General features: G+C 39.1%; 18 protein-coding genes. 6 read left to right on the top strand and 12 right to left on the bottom strand.

Going from position 1 to position 15,127, the window contains the following annotated elements:
- Nucleotides 1–233: 233 nt before the first annotated feature.
- On the bottom strand, nucleotides 234–392 hold the full coding sequence (locus J7I93_RS23200) for a hypothetical protein (RefSeq protein ID WP_214728989.1): 159 nt from the start codon (nucleotides 390–392) through the stop codon (nucleotides 234–236).
- 535 nt (nucleotides 393–927) lie between these two features.
- On the opposite strand from J7I93_RS23200, the gene J7I93_RS23205 reads away from it, so the two are divergent.
- The 3 genes from J7I93_RS23205 (at nucleotide 928) to J7I93_RS23215 (ending at nucleotide 4,601) form a co-directional block, all read left to right on the top strand.
- The gene (locus J7I93_RS23205; RefSeq protein WP_214728991.1) at nucleotides 928–2,037 is read left to right on the top strand and encodes a mechanosensitive ion channel family protein; all 1,110 of its coding nucleotides are present in this window, start codon (nucleotides 928–930) and stop codon (nucleotides 2,035–2,037) included.
- 181 nt (nucleotides 2,038–2,218) lie between these two features.
- Complete coding sequence (locus tag J7I93_RS23210) at nucleotides 2,219–3,043, top strand: sulfite exporter TauE/SafE family protein (protein ID WP_214728993.1); 825 nt, start codon at nucleotides 2,219–2,221, stop codon at nucleotides 3,041–3,043.
- A gap of 190 nt (nucleotides 3,044–3,233) precedes the next feature.
- Nucleotides 3,234–4,601, top strand: coding sequence for an MATE family efflux transporter (locus J7I93_RS23215; RefSeq protein ID WP_214728995.1), 1,368 nt, complete (start codon nucleotides 3,234–3,236; stop codon nucleotides 4,599–4,601).
- Between the two features lie 258 nt (nucleotides 4,602–4,859).
- Here J7I93_RS23215 and J7I93_RS23220 read toward each other — a convergent pair whose 3' ends face one another.
- Nucleotides 4,860–5,633, bottom strand: a complete 774-nt coding sequence (locus J7I93_RS23220; protein ID WP_214728997.1) for an SDR family oxidoreductase — start codon at nucleotides 5,631–5,633, stop codon at nucleotides 4,860–4,862.
- A 486-nt stretch (nucleotides 5,634–6,119) separates the two neighbouring features.
- On the opposite strand from J7I93_RS23220, the gene J7I93_RS23225 reads away from it, so the two are divergent.
- Both J7I93_RS23225 and J7I93_RS23230 read left to right on the top strand, forming a co-directional pair.
- The gene (locus J7I93_RS23225) at nucleotides 6,120–6,599 is read left to right on the top strand and encodes an Hsp20/alpha crystallin family protein (protein WP_214728999.1); all 480 of its coding nucleotides are present in this window, start codon (nucleotides 6,120–6,122) and stop codon (nucleotides 6,597–6,599) included.
- 27 nt (nucleotides 6,600–6,626) lie between these two features.
- Complete coding sequence (locus tag J7I93_RS23230; RefSeq protein ID WP_214729001.1) at nucleotides 6,627–7,127, top strand: Hsp20/alpha crystallin family protein; 501 nt, start codon at nucleotides 6,627–6,629, stop codon at nucleotides 7,125–7,127.
- On the opposite strand, the gene J7I93_RS23235 is transcribed toward J7I93_RS23230, so the two are convergent.
- The 7 genes from J7I93_RS23235 to J7I93_RS23265 form a co-directional block, all read right to left on the bottom strand.
- Nucleotides 7,124–7,621, bottom strand: a complete 498-nt coding sequence (locus J7I93_RS23235) for a GNAT family N-acetyltransferase (RefSeq protein WP_214729003.1) — start codon at nucleotides 7,619–7,621, stop codon at nucleotides 7,124–7,126. The genes J7I93_RS23230 and J7I93_RS23235 overlap by 4 nt on opposite strands.
- 160 nt (nucleotides 7,622–7,781) lie before the next feature.
- Nucleotides 7,782–8,522, bottom strand: coding sequence for a CAP domain-containing protein (locus J7I93_RS23240; protein ID WP_214729005.1), 741 nt, complete (start codon nucleotides 8,520–8,522; stop codon nucleotides 7,782–7,784).
- 433 nt (nucleotides 8,523–8,955) lie between these two features.
- Nucleotides 8,956–9,432 carry a FixH family protein gene (locus tag J7I93_RS23245; protein WP_214729007.1) on the bottom strand — a complete coding sequence of 159 codons (477 nt, stop codon included), beginning with the start codon at nucleotides 9,430–9,432 and terminating at the stop codon, nucleotides 8,956–8,958.
- A gap of 37 nt (nucleotides 9,433–9,469) precedes the next feature.
- Nucleotides 9,470–10,873 carry a sensor histidine kinase gene (locus J7I93_RS23250; RefSeq protein ID WP_214729009.1) on the bottom strand — a complete coding sequence of 468 codons (1,404 nt, stop codon included), beginning with the start codon at nucleotides 10,871–10,873 and terminating at the stop codon, nucleotides 9,470–9,472.
- Nucleotides 10,870–11,550 (bottom strand): response regulator transcription factor, encoded by a 681-nt coding sequence (locus tag J7I93_RS23255; protein WP_214729011.1) that lies wholly within the window; start codon nucleotides 11,548–11,550, stop codon nucleotides 10,870–10,872. Before J7I93_RS23255 ends, J7I93_RS23250 begins: the two co-directional genes overlap by 4 nt.
- A complete protein-coding gene (locus J7I93_RS23260; protein ID WP_214729013.1) occupies nucleotides 11,547–12,527 on the bottom strand; it encodes a YncE family protein in 981 nt (326 codons plus the stop codon). The genes J7I93_RS23255 and J7I93_RS23260 overlap by 4 nt, the downstream gene beginning before the upstream one ends.
- 186 nt (nucleotides 12,528–12,713) lie before the next feature.
- Nucleotides 12,714–12,980 carry a hypothetical protein gene (locus tag J7I93_RS23265; protein WP_214729015.1) on the bottom strand — a complete coding sequence of 89 codons (267 nt, stop codon included), beginning with the start codon at nucleotides 12,978–12,980 and terminating at the stop codon, nucleotides 12,714–12,716.
- Nucleotides 12,981–13,094: 114 nt separating this feature from the next.
- On the opposite strand from J7I93_RS23265, the gene J7I93_RS23270 reads away from it, so the two are divergent.
- A complete protein-coding gene (locus J7I93_RS23270; RefSeq protein ID WP_214729017.1) occupies nucleotides 13,095–13,337 on the top strand; it encodes a DNA alkylation repair protein in 243 nt (80 codons plus the stop codon).
- Between the two features lie 60 nt (nucleotides 13,338–13,397).
- Here the strand turns inward: J7I93_RS23270 and J7I93_RS23275 are convergent, their stop codons facing one another.
- The 3 genes from J7I93_RS23275 to J7I93_RS23285 form a co-directional block, all read right to left on the bottom strand.
- A complete protein-coding gene (locus J7I93_RS23275) occupies nucleotides 13,398–14,234 on the bottom strand; it encodes a hypothetical protein (RefSeq protein WP_214729019.1) in 837 nt (278 codons plus the stop codon).
- 119 nt (nucleotides 14,235–14,353) lie between these two features.
- A complete protein-coding gene (locus J7I93_RS25575; protein ID WP_214729021.1) occupies nucleotides 14,354–14,725 on the bottom strand; it encodes a DUF2085 domain-containing protein in 372 nt (123 codons plus the stop codon).
- Nucleotides 14,726–15,127: hypothetical protein (locus J7I93_RS23285; RefSeq protein WP_214729023.1), on the bottom strand; the 402-nt coding region annotated here is incomplete at its 5' end.

Genomic DNA, 15,127 nt, shown 5'->3' on the forward strand with positions numbered 1-15,127 from the left:
GGCACCAGCTGATTGGAACAGGGACGCAAGATCCTCTAAAATGCATTCGCATTTCCTTTCAATATAAATTCCGGGACGTAAATTCAACGTTTAGCGGGAGAAGAGAGTAAAAGTGCGATACCTCAGCACCTGAATCCGAGGTGCCGAACGAGTCAGGGGTTCGCTTACACTGGAATGGACAAGTTTAACAGAGCCCATAAGAGAAAAAACAGCTGCCCCGATGCAGGCAGCTGTTAACTGGTTACACTGGATTCCTGTTCCTCCGCTTTTTCACTGATTCCCATCTGTGACAGCAGCTCTTCCAATTCTTCATTTGTCAGTGTTTCAAAACGGCCATCAAAAAACATGACTTGAGTTTGATTCGGATTAATCCTGTTTAAATTAAAGCTCATCTCCATCGCCCCCTTCTAAAAAGTATGTTGCAGACAGAAATAACAATCCAAAACCAAATTGAAATGGTATCTTTATTAATATATATTCCACATATGTAAGCGTTCCCATTCACAATTTTTAAAAGTTCACATAATTGAAAAAATCCTGTGGCAATATTTTTACTTTTATTCCACATGATTATTTCTTCTCGGTGAGGAGTAAAGTAGTCATTCTTATACCATACAGGATTCAGACTACGGTTCCTTTAGAGTTCTTTAAAGGCAAAACTTCTACTTTCTCTAAGTTTTGAATACATTTACTTACCCCTGATATGCCACCTTCAACACCCTCTCCAAAAGCTTGTCCTTATAACCTATGTGCATGATCTTTGATTTCACGACCACTTATAATTTTAGATAAAATATCAAACTATGTTAAAATCCAATAAAAATAAATCTTTTTCACTATTAAACTATTTTTGAAATGATGGTAAAGTAATCGGGTTATTTCTTCGATTGTCAGCATAGTAATAACCTTAGATATGGAGGATAATGGATGGAATTCTTAAATTTAGAAAATTTATGGGTGCAGATAGGCATCTCAGCAGGCATACTTTTACTGTTTTTAGCACTGAGAAAGGTTTTTACAACTTACGTTTTCAAAATGATTCTTTCGTTTATGCAAAAGAGAAAAGTCGAAACTGCCGCAAATATCTTAATTGCTTTTGAAAAGCCGGTAAGGTGGCTTTTCGTCATCATTGGACTTCAGCTTGCACTTAAGTTTTTCCCTTATGATCTTATTGCCGATAATCGGGAAGCACAATTTTTTCGGTCACTTTTTGTTTTATTAATCACCTGGGGCCTTTTTAATTTAAGTACAACCATTACGCTCCTTTTCCCGCGCCTCATGAATAGGCTGGACATTGATGTCGACAGGATTGTGATTCCTTTCATAACGAAAATAGCAAAGCTAATTATCGTTGTGTTGGGCATTACCATTATTGCGGAGGAGTGGAATTATAACATAAACGGATTTATTGCCGGCCTGGGTCTTGGCGGATTGGCTTTCGCACTTGCTGCAAAAGAAACAGTCAGCAACTTTTTTGGCGGAGTCATCATCGTGACAGAAAAGCCTTTTACTATTGGCGATTGGATTAAAACACCGAGTGTGGAGGGAACAGTAGAGGATATTACTTTTAGAAGTACAAAAATCAGAACGTTCGCCCAGGCGCTTGTAACGGTTCCCAATTCTACGCTCGCCAATGAACCGATCATCAACTGGTCCAAAATGGGTAAAAGGCAGATTGCTTTCCATCTGGGCGTTACCTATACTACACCAAAACATAAGCTTGAAAAATTGGTGAGGAGAATCGAGCAGATGCTCATTGATCACGAAGAAATTCATAACGATACAATCCTTGTTAAGTTTGATCGTTTTAACGATTCCAGTCTCGATATATACCTGTATTTCTTTACCACTGTTACTACTTTTGCTGAGTACTTAAACATCAAAGAGGATGTTAATTTCCGGATTATGGACTTGCTTGAAGGAGAAGGTGTAGAAGTAGCCTTCCCTACCCGTACACTTATTGTCCAGCAGGACGGATTGGCAGTTGAAGAACAGCAAGATCTGCTGAAAAAAGAACGATTGCATTCTCATTCGTAAGAAGAAAAAGTGCCCTGCTCGCGGGGCACTTTTTTTACACTCCTGGCAGCCTGCTTCTTAAATTCTTAAAAGGTAAGATCATCAAGATTGAACGAGTAGCGGAAGTTGTATATCATAATTAGTGAATATTAAAAATATTATGATTTCAAACATTACAGAAATTGCAGAAAGAAGGAATCCTATGATTGACGCTTTCTTGTTTGATTTATTGTTAGGCAGCATGGCTGTAATGATAGCTGCAGGTTTACAAGTATTGACTGGGTTTGGTTTTTCACTTGTTGCTATTCCCCTATTACTATATGTATTTCCAGGTTATCAGGCAATATTAATCTGTATGATCCTCTCCTTTTTCACATTATCTCTGCAGGTAAAGGGGAGCTTTAGACTGGCTCGATGGGATCTAATATGGCGACTTTTACTAGTTGGTTTTCCAGGGCTTTTGATTGGGGTTATGTGGAGCGAAAAGTTAAATGCTGGCCATCTTAAAGCAATAGTCGGTGCTACGGTTTTAATCTATGTTTTATTGCAGTGGTTTAAACTTGAGAAGAAAAAACGAAACCCAGGCACATCAAACCATACTGCTGCCGAAACCTCTGCTACCGGCATTTCGGCAGAAAGCGACCCTCATTCACAAACAAATACTGCTCCAAAAGGCTTTTATGCAGCAGGCTTATTATCTGGATTGCTAACCGGTGTAGCAGGATTGCCCGGCCCTCCAGTAGTCGCGATATTAGTTCAATTTTTACCAAGGAATATCTTCCGAGCAACAACAGTTAATTATTTTTTTATACAGTATGCTATTGCCCTTTCATTATCTTTATTCGTATTTAATAAACATAATAACTCTGAAGTTCTCCTTACTGTAGTCATTCTGATATTGCCTACCCTTATAGGATTTTTACTTGGTCATCCACTCCGTAAATTAGTTAACGAACAAAACTTTAAGCGTCTGGTCTTTAGTTTGTTAATAATTGTGGGCGTGACCTCAACCTTGCAAATATTTTAGTTTGATATAGTTAACAAACCTTTAAATGAAATTTCAGGAAAGTGTCCCAATTTTGAGGCGCTTTTTTGCAATTAGGCTTGTTTGTTAAGGATCATTCATATAACTAATTAATCCCATAAAGATAAAAACAAGCCTGCTTACCCTTTCTATGTTATAATTCTTTCGTTACTTCATAGAAAGAGGAAATTTCATGAATCAGACATACAACACTAAAGACAAACTGCGACAGCTTTTATTTATTTTAATTCCTATTCTTATTACACAGCTTGCCATGTATTCAATGACTTTTATTGATACTTTAATGACCGGACGCTACAGTTCAGATGATCTGGCAGGAGTGGCTATTGGCTCTTCCCTTTGGGTTCCTGTTTTTACTGGGCTGAGCGGTATCCTTCTGGCTGTTACACCGATCGTTTCGCATTTGGTTGGGGCGAAGAAACAGGGTGATGTTGCTTTTTCCGTCATACAGGGAGTCTATTTGTCAGTCATTATGGCTCTCATTGTTTTTGCAGCAGGTGCATTTTCTCTAACGCCTATTTTAAACGGGATGAGTCTGGAAAGCCGGGTACACGAAACTGCATTTGATTACCTGGCAGCTTTAAGCATTGGATTGATTCCCCTATTTGCATACAATGTGTTAAGATCTTTTATTGATGCTCTCGGAAAGACACGGGTCAGCATGATTATCACACTCATATCCCTGCCTATCAACGTGGTTTTTAATTATTTATTCATTTACGGAAAGTTTGGCTTTCCAGAACTGGGCGGAGCTGGAGCTGGCTTTGCTTCTGCCATTACCTATTGGCTTATTACCATTATCTCTTTCTATATTATTCATAAACATACTCCTTTTTCATCTTATGGAGTATTCCGAAGACTTTATGCAGTTTCTTTCGCAAAATGGAAGGAAATTCTGTTGATCGGCATCCCTATTGGTTTATCCATCTTTTTCGAAACGAGCATATTTTCTGCCGTTACTCTATTCATGAGCAATTTTGAAACGAAGGTAATTGCCGCCCATCAAATTGCACTGATTTTTGCTTCTTTGCTATATATGATTCCGCTTAGCATCTCAATGGCTTTAACGATTGTAGTAGGTCTTGAAGTCGGGGCTGCAAGGTATGGGGATGCGAAAGAGTACAGCTGGATCGGAGTGATCATAGCTGTTTTAATGGCATTGGTATGCGCTGCGATCCTTCTGCTTTTTCCGGAAGAAGTGGCCTCCATCTATACAAAAGATACTATTGTCTTAGAACTGACGGCAAATTTCCTAATATATGCGATGTTCTTCCAGCTTTCCGATGCGATACAGGCACCAGTCCAAGGGGCATTGCGCGGTTACAAGGATGTGAATGTCACCTTTATTATGTCGCTTATTTCCTACTGGGTGATCGGGCTTCCTTTCGGCTATTATCTTGCCAATTATACAAGCTGGGGAGCATATGGCTATTGGATCGGTTTAATTACCGGACTGGCTGCAGGTGCAATCACATTAACAACCCGCCTAATTTATATTCAAAAAAGGAAATTTCCTGCCGGATTGCAGAAAAATTCTTAAAGGGAAGGTTCTGTTAACAGTTGATTTCCACTCCAGACAGTCAGCGAATGGCAGGCGGCCTGGGAACTTCCTTGTCGCCCAGCGCCTATGGGGGTTCCCATTGACTCGCTTCTCACGCTCGACATTGAATCAGCATCCTTGGCTTGTTACCACACGCAGAAAATGCGAATGTCGGTCTTCCTTTTCAACACAGGTTACCAAGCCTTAACAGAGCCAAAAAGAATAACAAAAGCCATCGTGTTTTAGCGATGGCTTTTGTTATTCTTGAAATATTTTTCCCAAAACGTCTTTCCCGCCTGTAACAGGAATGATGCTGCCTGTAATGAAACCTGATTTTTCATCCGCCAGAAAACTGATTACCCTTGCGATATCTTCACCTGTTCCGGGTCTGCCTACAGGTGAGGTGCTATCTTCAACTTGATGGGTATCTTCAATGGTTTTTTCCTTCCAATCTCCTACAATATCGCCGGGACACACCATATTTGCGGTTATTCCATTTCGAGCTTCCTCAAGCGCAATTGATTTTGTCAATGAAGCTGCACCTGTTTTGGCAGCGGCAAAAGCAGAGCGATAAATCCAGCCTGAGGCAGCTTCAACCCTATCAAAACCGATGGTAACAATCCGTCCCCACTTGTTTTCCCTCATCTTCGGAAGAAGCAGCTTTGATAAATAAAAAACTGCATTCAGGTTTCCATTAATAAGGTAATTCCATTGTTCAATTGTATAATCTGCCATCTCTTTCCGTTCGTGGACGTATGGGCCGGCATTATGTATTAAAATGTCAATTGCAGGAAACTCGCTAAGTGCAGCCTCAGCCATCTTTTCACAATCCGAGGATATGGTAATATCTCCTTGAATAGCTATATTTCTCGTTCTATACTTATCGGTCAGTTCCTTGCACAATGAAACAGCTTCCTTTTGACTGCTACGGTAATTGATCACCAGATGGACACCATTTTGAGCGAGCGCAATCGCCGTTCTTTTACCGATCCCTGTTGCTCCTCCCGTGATTAAAGCTGCTTTATCTCTCACAAAATTACCCCTCAATTTTTTAAAAATTTATTTAAGCCATTAACAATATACTAGTAACTACGCTGTATTTATGCAAATAATAAGAAGTTTTTTCTTCCTTCCATTTAAATATTTGGCTCTGTTATACCTTATTGTTGTTTTTTAACACCCTGTTGATTGGAGCGAAAGGCACTAATCCCGCGAAAATGCTGGCGCATTTTCTTCGTGCGGTGTTTATTCGTGGAAGCTTTTTTCAATGTCCTGCGGGAGTGTGGATTATAGGGAGACCCCCAGGAGCAAATCGACGAGGAGCATCGGACCGCCCGCGGAAAGGGAGTGTCTCGTGCTGAAATCAACAGGCAAATTTAACAGAGCCAAATATTTACGGGCAGGCAAGCTTTTGCAATGAAAAGTCTTAACGGATAGGCTCTTTTCAGCATAGTATAAAAGGACTTTAAATGCCTGGCTGAACCTTGTCAGCAGTTTTGCAAGGAAAGGATGAGAAGGATGTTCCCGTGGAATCTTTTTCCATTTAATAAAGATATGAAAAACCTTATGCAACAGATGAAGCCGGAAGAGATCGATAAATATGTCCAAAATATCATGGGGCAAATGTTCCCTCCAAATATGCAAGGGATGTCCGGCACTCCGGACTTTATGAAAGGATTTAATACAGCTGCAGCAAGTCAAAAACAGCCGAATCCCTCAGTTTTGGATTCCTCTGTCTTTGAGACCCATGACTATGTATATGTTAGAGTTCCCATAAAAAAGGAAAATTGGCTCAAAGATATGAAGCTTTATCACACCTCAAATCAAATGATCATTGAACATATACCTGAGAAGGATGATAAGCATATTATTACCCTCCCGGCCATAGTAAAAAGAAAAGGCTCAACTGCACACTTCAAGGATGGATTTTTGGAGATTAAAATACCGAAAAATGTGGATATGCAATATTCTGAAATAGATGTAACCGAAATCCTTTAACTTCTCTGTTAAGGAAGGAGACCGATTATGGATATGCAAAAATGGACAGAATTGATTAAATTGTCATCCCAATATCAGGATCTAGATTTTTGGAAGGAGTTTTGTGCGCCGGAAAGTTCGGATTTAAGCAAAAAAAGATTTATTCCCAGCCTTGAACAAGAAAAAATAAATGCTTTCCTTTCCACTAAAGAAGTTTATCCCCGTTGTGATATGTACGAAGCTGGCGGAAGGATTATTATTGAAGCAGAGGTTCCTGGACTGGAGAAAGACGATATAAAGGTATCCCTTATACACCATGACCTTGTTATTAAAGGAAAGTGCAGTTCTTTTCAGAATCATTTTCGGTATTTTTTAAAGGAACGGCCGAGCAGAACCTTTGAAAAGAAGCTGACGATCCCTCTGCCCATTGATAAAAACAGTATTGAAACCTCCTTCACCCATGGAATTTTATCGATCATCCTTCCAATTCGTGATAATGGGGATGAAAAGGTGCCTATTTATATGAAAAAAAATGATGGAACGAGTTAAACTAAAAATTTATCATAGCAATAAAACGGATAGTCCCTGTCCATATATATGGTGCCAACTTTTATATATCCGTTTTTTTCAAACAAGCTTTGTGCCTTTTTATTTAGAGAGTATGTGTCCGTTCTCATGTATGTAACACCTTGGTCTACAGCATAACTTTCAGCAAATTTAATAAGCTTGCTGGCAATTCCCTCACCCCTAATTTCAGGATCCACTGCCAGGCGGTGGAATACATAGCATGGCGCATCTTTTCTCCACCCGGCACCTCTATATTCTTCAGCCTGAACTTGATCAACTGTAATGGAACCAGTAACACTTCCATTCAGGACAGCAGTATATAATGTCCCTGCTTTTATATCAGTTAAAAAATCTTGATCCTGTGGGTATGTGCGATTCCATTGGTCATTATCCTCAGATTCCATAATATCAACTGTTTGTTTAACAATATCCATAATTTTTCCCAGGTCTTGTTCTGTACCTTTGCGTATTTCCACTTAAAATCACCTGTCATTTCTGATGTAATGTCTTTTAAATAATGTTCCTTTCGTGAAGTAAATACATACATTAAATAAACAAGTATAATATATAGTTACAGCAAATAAAATATAAAAAAGGGCAGCCTTGTCAGGCTGCCCTTTTTGAAAAAATCATATATTATTTTCCAATGAACATTTGTGTCCAGTAGTTGCCGTCTGCAACATGTCCTACACCAAGATGTGTGAAGCTTGCATTCATAATGTTTTTACGGTGGCCTTCACTGTTCATCCATGCATTTACAACTTCTTCAGGTGAACGCTGACCCATTGCAATGTTTTCACCAGCAGTACGGTAAGAGATGCCAAATTGCTTCATCATATCAAATGGTGAACCGTAAGTTGGGCTTGTATGGCTGAAGTAGTTTTTAGCATTCATATCACGAGATTTTTCTCGTGCTACTTTGCTTAATTCAACATCTAGTTTAAGTGCTGGTACTCCTGCTTTTGCGCGTTCCTGGTTTGTTAATTCGAATACTTTTTGTTCAAATGCACTTACTTCAGAAGTTGCCGGTGCTGCTGCTTTTGGCTGCTCAGCTGGTGCTTGCTGCTGTTGTGCAGGCTGTTGAGCTGGTGCTTTTGCAGGTTCCTGAGCTTTAGCTGGCTCTTGTACTGGAGCTTTCGGCTGTTGTACTTCTTGTTTATTTTCTTGAACATTTCCCCAATTAATATTATAGTTTTTTAAATATTTTTGAAGAATGCTATTGATTTGTTCCTGGCTTAGATTGCCAGCTTGTGATTGAACTATTTTTGCTTGTTCAGGAGTAGGACAATTTGAAGCTGCGTCTGCCTTATTAACTCCTGGAGTAGATACTAGTAATGCTGCTGCCGCTGCTACTGAAAAAATTACTTTCTTATTCATCTATTAAAATCCTCCCTGTTGTTTGTTTTCTTTGTTGTGCTGTGTTGCTTGCACAATCATCATATCACAGGGTTTTTCGTAATATTTTTGGTTTGATTTTACAATAAGGTACATTAAGCGCCTTTTTTAGAAAATCACACGAATAAAAAAATCATATATAAAATAGTAAATCCTTATTTTAAAAGGTTTATAGACTAATTAAAATGGGTATATATATAAGTGGGTATTTTTTACTATAGTGGAAACCGACTTAAAACAATGCCATTTATATACTAAAACATTAGTATTGACAGGTTTTAAGCCGCACGGATATCTTTACGTTTATTACAGGGATGTAACAAAAATGAAAGTCAAGATCATGAATAATCGGGTAATAATACCTATAATGGATAAAAAGAGGGATGAAATATAAAAAGCAGCCTTTGGCTGCCTTTTAATGACTGCTATGTTCTTCCGTGTCCTCCATCTCTTCCATATCTTCTGCTCCTGAGTTTGTTTGATCTTCTTCAGGTTCACTAGGCTGCCCAATGATAAACTCTTTTTTAGGCATATTATGCATTCTCCGTGCAGTTACATGGGAGTATATATAGTAGGTTCCCTCTACTGCAAAGCTTTTTTCCAAACGGTAGATCCCTTTTTCAGCGTGTTCAACAAGAATTTTCTCATGCTCTTCATCATTTGCTCTCCAGATTTCAAACTTTACTTCATCTGCATCTGTCACTTCTTCCTCACCATACGTAACCTTTGCTTCAAAAACTACCGGTTCATTTACCTCTGCTTTCTCCGGGTTGATAGATAATTCTACTTCAAGAAATTGCGGTTCTTCCTCAACAGCGTTATGATCTCCGCAAGCTGTTAAGCCAAAGACCAGTAATAGCATAGGAAGAATAAAATATTTTATTCTGTTCATTATATATCTCCTTTAATATATCAGTTAGCTGCTCTATCTATTCCAATTCAAGGACAGGAAGAATAATCCTTACCGTTGTTCCCTTATTAACTTCACTTAATACGATTAAATCACCTTGATGGAGCTTCACAAGCTTTTCTGCGATTGCAAGTCCAAGCCCGGTACCTCCATCCGATCTGGTACGCCCTTTATTCACTCTATAAAATCTTTGCTTAATTTTATTTAAATGTCCTTCAGGAATGCCGATCCCAGTGTCTTCTATTTCGATCCAGCATTTTTCTTTCATTTGAAATAACCGGATGCTAATTTTCCCATTTTCTGTGTAACGAAGTGAGTTATCCATAATATTTTGGATTACCTGCTCAATTCTGCCTTCATCTCCATTAATGATAATGTCCGGGTCTAAATCATAATGAAGTTCAAGCCCTTTTTCCTGAATAAAAGGTTTGTATTTTTCTATAGCATCTTCTATAAGCTGTGCAAGCGGCAGAGGCATTTTCTCCAGTTTGTATTCATCTGATTCAAGTTTGGACAAATCAAGCAAATCCCCAACGAGCCGTTCCATTCTTCCCGCCTCTCTATGAATAAGCCTTAAATAATTGTTTCTTTCTTCATCTGATTGGACCATGTCAGACATAAGGGCATCACTATAGCCTTTAACATAACTTATTGGTGTTCTGAGCTCATGTGAGACATTTGCCAGAAAGTCTCTTTTCCGTTCGTCCTCTTTTTGTATAGAAGAAGACATATGGTTAAATGCATTCGCCAGCTGACCAATCTCATCTTTCGAATCAATGGCCAATTGCACGTCATAATGTCCCTGAGATACATGCTCGGCAGCATTCTTCATATCCAGCAGCGGTTTGGTCAGTTTTTTAACGAGCATGGTTCCCAATACAATACTGATTACTGTAAAAATAGTAGCTGCAATGAACCAGAGATAAGCAAAACCTTGGGTAATTTCGGAAATTTTTGCAAGAGGCAAATATAAATAAATGATGCCCTGAAGCGTATCTTCGTCCAGAAGCGGGATGATCACACCCATAATTTTACGGTCGAACCTTTCTTCATAGCCCAATTTTTGTACAGCATTGCCTTTAAGGAGTTCTTCCCGCTCATCCTGCCCTATCAAAGTCTGATAATCTATTTCAAAAGGCAAACAGGCACTTAGCTCCCTAGGGTTGCTGACGATAAAGATTTCTGTCTCCGATTTGGAATTATACCAGTCAATTTTCTCCCGGAGATCATCTTCCAAAGGGCCGCCACCATACTCCATTGCCAGACGTTTCCCTTCAGCCAAAAGGGAATCCTCAACATTTTCCACATAAATTTTTTCATAAAAAAGATAAGATAAAAAGTAGGAATAAAGGATTGTAATTAAAATTGCAGCTGTTACAGTCAGCCACATTTTTTTGGCCAGACTATTAGTCAAAAACCTCATTCACCTGGCACCTCAAATTTATAGCCTACTCCCCAAACAGTCTGGATATAGTCCCCAACACCCAATTTCATTCTTAATGTTTTTATATGTGTATCAACCGTTCTCAAACTGCCTGTATAATCCATCCCCCATACCCGCTCAAGCAGCTGCTCCCTGCTTAATGCATGGTTTTTATGTTCGATAAAAAACAGGAGAAGTTCGAATTCTTTCAGTGTTAGTGCAATATTCTTTCCCTCTACAGATACTTTCCTTGCCTTCTTCTCAACTGTAATTTTTCCAATTTGCAGTGAACCTGTATCAATCTTCACACCGCCTGTTCTCCGGAGTACCGCATTCATTCTGGCAATGAGTTCTCCTGGGCTGAAGGGCTTAACAATATAATCATCTCCCCCGAGCTGAAGGGCTTTAACTTTATCCCATTCCTCTCCTTTTGCCGAAAGAAAAATAATCGGTATATCCGATTTCTCCCTGATTCTTGAGCAGACCTCAAACCCATCTTCCTCTGGCATCATTATATCGAGAATGATTAAATCGATTGATATATTTTCAAAAATTTTAAACCCTTCACTTCCGTTTGCTGCAGCATAGCATTGAAATCCGGAATTCCCCAGGTACATTTCAATAAGGTGCCGCATATCTGCTTCATCATCAATAATAAGGATGTTCAGCATGCTCATTTCATTCTCTCCCTTAAAACAATTTTGAAGGGTCCTTCCCCAACCTTTATCGTTTTCAGTGATTTTAAATTTTCAGGATCCAAGATATGGACATCGTTGCTGTCATAGCCGGCAACCAATAATTCCCCTTCGGTAAAAGCCATTTCAAATGGATTGGCAGCGATGGAAACAGAGGCATCCTGTTCACCTGATTCTTTTAGTTTATATAACATGTTTGACCCATGGCTTAAAACATATACATGGTTATCTTTTTCAAGAAAATTAATCGGCATGGACGGGGCCGGGATTGTCTTCTTTATCTCTCCAGTCTCCGAATCATAGATATGAATATCCTGTTCAATTTCAATACCTTCTCCATGGCCGCCAATCCATATTTCATTGCTTTCTTCATTTAGCCAAGCGCCAGCAGCTGAAGGATGGATGACAAATTCATCCGTTTTCTCTTTTGTATGAAGATCGATCACAGCGAGTTTTTCATTATTAAAGCTGAGCGCAAATAACTTTCTGGCTTTCTTTGACTCCAGGATTGTAAGCGGATCGCTTTCAGTATCGATCTGTTTGAGTTCCTTCCCTTCTATATCAAAAAAGCGTATTTTATTCAGGTCCTGGTCGACCAGGGCGACTTCTGTCATGTTATCCAGCAAAATTCCGTTTACAATGCCGGTTCCCGTTTCCCAGCTGCCAATCTTCTTTCCCTCTTTTAAGGAATATAAATCAGCAGTTTCCAGCTGGTTCCCGTAAAAGAGGATCGTATCCCGGTCCGGCAGGATAAGTGAACCTGTATAAGGCTTTTCCATCTTCCATTCCTCTGCAAGAGCCAGCTTCTTTAAGTCCACAAACGAAATTGTCATATCTTTTATATTGACAGTTGCGGCAAAAGAAAGATCCTCCGGTATTGAGGGCTGGACTTTTTCTTTACAAGAAGAAAGAAGGAGGGTTATCAAAATCACTGCGAAAAACCAATATTTTTTAAACATACATTTTCTCCTTAAGACAATCTTAACCTCATCATACATCAGTTTTGTGTGATAAATGTGAAAGGACTTTGAATCTTGAAAGAAAAGCCTACGATTATGGCGTTTTTCCAAAGTATTGGCAGTAACGGTACAGCAATAAAATTGAAAGAAATTCCAGATTACAAAAAAATAGGAAGCTGACACTTCCTATTTCAAACTTTCAAGCTTCTCAATATGTAATTGGATGAGGACATTTTTGTCAGCGGGCTCCAAATTTGAGCCTGTTACTCTTTTCACAGCAAGGAAAAACTTTTCATAAAGCGGTTTACGGACTCTCGGATGGGAATTTTCATCCTTTAGTTCTCTTTCGATCGCTTCTTTTAAAACGGCTTCTGCATCTTCATCTCCGGCAAGCTTTCGATTATTCCAGAGTTTTCTATATTCATTAAGTAAATGAGCAAAGTTCGGCTCCACTCTATGCACATCCTTCCAATTCAGGAAAATTAATATTCTATAGATGTATTTTTACATAAATAAATTTGCAAATGCAAAAAATATAGCTAATATGCTAGAAAGGAGAATAATTATATGAGTTCACCATATCGGTGCCCAAACTGCAAGACGAACAGAAGCCGTTTTAATATTATTCAGCAGGTTCCACAATCGATCAAGATGGATCCTCAGACAGGGCAGGTGCTCGAGGAGTATAGCAGTGAACAGCTGTCCCCTTTTCACATGCCATATAAAGGCCCTGAAAAAAGAGTACAATGTGCTGCATGCGGACTTGTAGAGGATGAGCGTACATTTGTTAAATTTGGTGAAAAGCTATAAAACAAATGCTTGCCCCCTTGAATAGTAATAAATAAAAGCTTGAGATTTTTTCTCAAGCTTTTATTTTTTTGAAATGAAACCATTATCCTGCAGAAATCTTTGGTTATCCACCTTCCATGAATCTCCCGGGGAGAAACGGACCAAGTAAATACTGCCTCGAAAATGCTTCCTCCCCTGATCTTTTATAAACCAATCTATTTCCACCGGTATTTCGAGGCTTACTTCCTCTGCTAAGTCTTCAGCAGGTAAAACGGGCATTGCGCTTAGTCTTACATTTTCTATTTTTGGAATCAATTTGTTCCAATTCAATGTTTGAAGGGATATAGCCCTTACTATCTTGGGATCTTGCTGCTTCAATCCAGCAACAAATGCACTGATTACATCATAAGGATTTGCCTTATACAGATAGTCTTCAAGCTTGCCGGCTGCTTTTAAAATCATCAATTTATGAGATAAGTCCATAAAATTCGTACGGTGTGTTGTACTGCCATAAAAGTGTATACAAAAGTGGCCGGGAAAGTTATTTTTTAATGCACCGCCTCCATGAGGCATGCCATGCATGGAAGCAGCAATCCATCGTTCACCATGGATAACGATAATGGCGCGCCTCTTCCAGCTCCATTTTCCTCCATAAATGCTTTTCATAATCTTCGTTTCTTTGGCTGTTAATGGCTGCACATCCGCATGATGGCTCCCTGCTCTCCTTTGGACTTTAAATTTTTTGCCTGTTTCAACATCCAGAACCGTAAATTTGCTGTATTTCGGCAGAATTCCGTTTGCTTTTTCCCAGGGAAGCATTTCGATTTGCCAGCTTATCCCCTCTTCCTCTGCAGATACAGATGAACCGCCTGAAGACAGGAGAACAACAGCCAAAACCATTGCTTTAAAGGTTTTCATTAGCTCCACTCATTTTTTATTATTTTTCAGATCAGCTTTATATAAAGAAGTTTCCCAAAAGCCTGCTCAATTCATTCATGAAACCGTAAAAAATCGCACCTAAAACAGGCACGATTGAATTAAATAATAGTAAAAATAATAGGCACTAAGTTAACAGCAGCTGAAATGATAATGAGTGACATACCCACCCCGCTCAGTAACCCTGTTAGACTTCTTAAAAAATTATTGCTGACTCTCCATTTTTTAAGCTGGGAAACACCATCCAAAAGCATAGGGATATGGAGAAAAATCCCCATAATAAGGAAGACTGGAGAAGAAATTGTTTCCGCATAAAATGACAGCGGTATGATTGCCGTATAGCCTGCCAATATAAACATGCAGCGATAGCAAACCGGAAATTGCCTTCCCCGTAAATGTAATGACCTTTCAGGTTTCCGGTGACAGGGCATGAATTTTAGGAGAAGCATATCTTTAAAAAAATCTTTAATCATTTAATTTCCGCACTCCGGGGTGCAATCACAATCAGTTGTTTCACAATCAAACAGGCCGCTGTCTTTCCTTTTACTAGAATGCCCGCTTAGAGGGCAATCCAAATAACCGAAGGAGAAATCACAGCAATCGTCACCCTCGCCCTTTTTCTTTTTATTCCGCTTTCTGTAATAGGAAACAACAAATACAATTAAAGTTACTCCCATAACCACAAGCAATCCACTAATAGCCAATTCATTTCCAGCTTTAGATGAAGAAACGCCAACAATTCCTGACATCAATAGTATTAGCCCTGCAGCCAACCCCAAAAATACCATAGCACTACCCAGCCTATTCTTTTTTTTACATTTTACCATGTTTACATAGGTTAAACTTAATTTTTTCAAATCGAGTAGGAGGGGGTG

The organism is Bacillus sp. ISL-47 (assembly GCF_018613175.1).
Classification (GTDB): domain Bacteria; phylum Bacillota; class Bacilli; order Bacillales; family Cytobacillaceae; genus Cytobacillus.

Excerpts from the sequence above, each read along its gene's own strand:
- J7I93_RS23270 (WP_214729017.1), top strand. The coding sequence starts at position 13,095 with ATGAGTTCACCATATCGGTGCCCAAACTGCAAGACGAACAGAAGCCGT.
- J7I93_RS23200 (WP_214728989.1), bottom strand. The coding sequence starts at position 392 with ATGAGCTTTAATTTAAACAGGATTAATCCGAATCAAACTCAAGTCATG.
- J7I93_RS23250 (WP_214729009.1), bottom strand. The coding sequence starts at position 10,873 with ATGAGGTTTTTGACTAATAGTCTGGCCAAAAAAATGTGGCTGACTGTA.
- J7I93_RS23210 (WP_214728993.1), top strand. The coding sequence starts at position 2,219 with ATGATTGACGCTTTCTTGTTTGATTTATTGTTAGGCAGCATGGCTGTA.
- J7I93_RS23225 (WP_214728999.1), top strand. The coding sequence starts at position 6,120 with ATGTTCCCGTGGAATCTTTTTCCATTTAATAAAGATATGAAAAACCTT.
- J7I93_RS23240 (WP_214729005.1), bottom strand. The coding sequence starts at position 8,522 with ATGAATAAGAAAGTAATTTTTTCAGTAGCAGCGGCAGCAGCATTACTA.
- J7I93_RS23260 (WP_214729013.1), bottom strand. The coding sequence starts at position 12,527 with ATGTTTAAAAAATATTGGTTTTTCGCAGTGATTTTGATAACCCTCCTT.
- J7I93_RS25575 (WP_214729021.1), bottom strand. The coding sequence starts at position 14,725 with ATGATTAAAGATTTTTTTAAAGATATGCTTCTCCTAAAATTCATGCCC.
- J7I93_RS23255 (WP_214729011.1), bottom strand. The coding sequence starts at position 11,550 with ATGAGCATGCTGAACATCCTTATTATTGATGATGAAGCAGATATGCGG.
- J7I93_RS23230 (WP_214729001.1), top strand. The coding sequence starts at position 6,627 with ATGGATATGCAAAAATGGACAGAATTGATTAAATTGTCATCCCAATAT.
- J7I93_RS23245 (WP_214729007.1), bottom strand. The coding sequence starts at position 9,432 with ATGAACAGAATAAAATATTTTATTCTTCCTATGCTATTACTGGTCTTT.
- J7I93_RS23215 (WP_214728995.1), top strand. The coding sequence starts at position 3,234 with ATGAATCAGACATACAACACTAAAGACAAACTGCGACAGCTTTTATTT.
- J7I93_RS23275 (WP_214729019.1), bottom strand. The coding sequence starts at position 14,234 with ATGAAAACCTTTAAAGCAATGGTTTTGGCTGTTGTTCTCCTGTCTTCA.
- J7I93_RS23205 (WP_214728991.1), top strand. The coding sequence starts at position 928 with ATGGAATTCTTAAATTTAGAAAATTTATGGGTGCAGATAGGCATCTCA.